Source organism: Enterococcus sp. LJL120, from assembly GCF_054871765.1.
Map to the genome: position 1 here is coordinate 1 of NZ_JBTXLV010000032.1, position 2,178 is coordinate 2,178.

The following is a 2,178-nucleotide window of genomic DNA, read 5'->3' on the forward strand; positions in this document are numbered from 1 at the left end:
ACAATTTGAAACAAATCAACACGTTTTTAATCGACATCGATGTACCTGAAGGGGACACTCTCTCTGAAAGACAAATCATTGATTGCTGCATCAACTCAGATTTTGGTTTCTTACCAACGATGATTTTGAAATCCCCAGGGGGATACCAGATTTATTTTGTACTGGAGAATGCGTGGTATATCTCGAATAAAGACAACTATGGTTCCATTCGGATTGCAAAAAGAATATCAGAGAACCTGCGGACTTTTTTTGGGAAATCTCTGCCTGTCGATTTTTCATGCAACCATTTTGGTATTGCTAGAATCCCTCGGACAGACAACGTTGTGTTGTATCAACCACACTTTGTTTATCCTATGCAGCAATGGATTGACTGGTCTATGACATTTGCTCCGGCAAAACCTAAACGTAAAAATCCGGCCGGATTACGAGTTTTGAAAGGTAAATTAAGAGGACAAGTTGATGAACCATGGGTGAAAATTCTCCTTAACCGCAAAGAAATAAGTGGCACTAAAGGCGTGATTGGGCGCAACAATGCTTTATTTACGTTAGCTTTGGCCCACTATGCTTCAGGAATCAGCTATCAAGAGTGCTATGATTTTCTTGACGAGTTTAATAGTTTCCAGCTGGCAAGCCCTTTAAGCGAAAAAGAGTACACTCGAACCATCAAAAGTGCCTATTCAGGTAAGTATCAAGCTGCTAGCCGAATAGTTATCCGCCGGTTAGTGACCAACTGGACATCAGAAACCTTTTCTGACGCTCAGTTGTTTGGTACAAGCAGCTGGTATAAGTTTAAGAAGCCTAGAGAAGAACGTCAGAACAGTCATTTTGACGAGTGGGCGGCTGATTTGCTGGCTTATTTGAGTAGGCAAAGTTATGTTTATAAACCGGTAATTGAAACAACGAAGAAAGAAATTCTGAAAGACTTAAGTATCCCTGCGAGATCACTTGACCATGTATTAATTAATCTAAAAACAACCGGACAGATTTACTTAAAAACAAAACGTGGCCGTGGCGGAGGGATTCAAGTTTCTACCCGGTCTGCGCTTATGCAAACCTTAATTCTTGTGAAACAGGAAGTGCAGCAAGCCTATCGTAAATCGATTTTAGCCCTATTTCCTAATTCGGGTAGGTTAGTAAATGACGTGCTGAAACCAGCGAAAAAACGTGAACAAGATGTGTTTCCAGTGTTGTTAGATTTAAGAGATACAAGTTAAGTTTAAATACGCAAACTGCCTTATACATTAATATTTCTTTGATACTTACGAGTGTTTGTAGGGGGAGAATAGTTTGTGAACCTATACGTTATGGGTATAGGTGTCTATGATTTCGAATTAATCAATCCAATCTATATTTTGTGTGTAGAATGGAATAATTATTTTTTCATGGATTCTTTCTGGCCTGAATTTTTTCTTTGACGATTCGCCAAAATACAATTCTATAGCAGTTTTAATTAGCTTAGTGACAGGTAACGTTACCTATGAACTGCTAGATTATTCCGTAGATTTTGATGGAAATAAACTCTCCTTTGTCCTAGCAAATGAGGCGATTACGTCGTCTAATGTGAAGGATTCTTGGTCGGTAAATGTGGAATATTAGGACGCTTCAGAAGGCAATCGGCAAGTGAAAATTTTTCAAGGACAGGACCATTATACGTACGTTTATATTGATTATTTACCGAACCAGTTGGAAGTCATTCGGGTTACCGTACCCCTGACTATGTTAACGCAAGACTATCAAAATCAACTCGTGTTTAGTCGCAGTGGTTTATCTAGTTCCTCCGTTCTATTACTCACGGAACAACAAGTGAACGAGGAGTTATTGGAGGATTCTATTTCTTTGAGAAATACAGCGATTGAATAAAGACAAACAATGATTGACGGGTCTAAAAAATCTATCGAAGAATACCAAGTATCCATCGATGATTTGCGTAGTAATTTAGAATTTGAAACTGAGAAACAACAGACAGAAACCAGTACCCAAATTCAATTATTGGAAGGAGAAATTCGTCAGGAAGAACAGAGTCAAGCTGTACAAGAAACACAACTTGAAGAGTATCAATTACAGATTGTAATGTTGCAAGAGAAGCTAAAAACCTATAAATAGTGGGTGACACAAATTATGTGTTTTTAGCACAAATAATGTGTTCGTAATGTGTTAAGACTGTGTTAACCCTACACA

At 38.3% G+C, this 2,178-nt stretch carries 3 protein-coding genes; all 3 read left to right on the forward strand.

Features of this window, described 5'->3' with window-relative positions; genetic code table 11:
• Positions 1-1,214 (forward strand): primase C-terminal domain-containing protein (locus ACYSNU_RS18830; protein WP_461738603.1); only part of this gene is annotated, 1,214 nt, incomplete at its 5' end.
• 406 nt (positions 1,215-1,620) lie between these two features.
• Entirely contained in the window at positions 1,621-1,860 is a 240-nt protein-coding gene (locus ACYSNU_RS18835; protein ID WP_461738604.1) for a hypothetical protein, read from the forward strand.
• A gap of 9 nt (positions 1,861-1,869) precedes the next feature.
• Positions 1,870-2,103: a hypothetical protein gene (locus ACYSNU_RS18840; RefSeq protein ID WP_461738605.1), complete on the forward strand. Its 234-nt coding sequence runs from the start codon at positions 1,870-1,872 to the stop codon at positions 2,101-2,103.
• Positions 2,104-2,178: the final 75 nt, after the last annotated feature.

Bases quoted from the DNA above. Each gene is read 5' to 3' on its own strand.
- ACYSNU_RS18840 (WP_461738605.1), top strand. From the start codon at position 1,870: ATGATTGACGGGTCTAAAAAATCTATCGAAGAATACCAAGTATCCATC.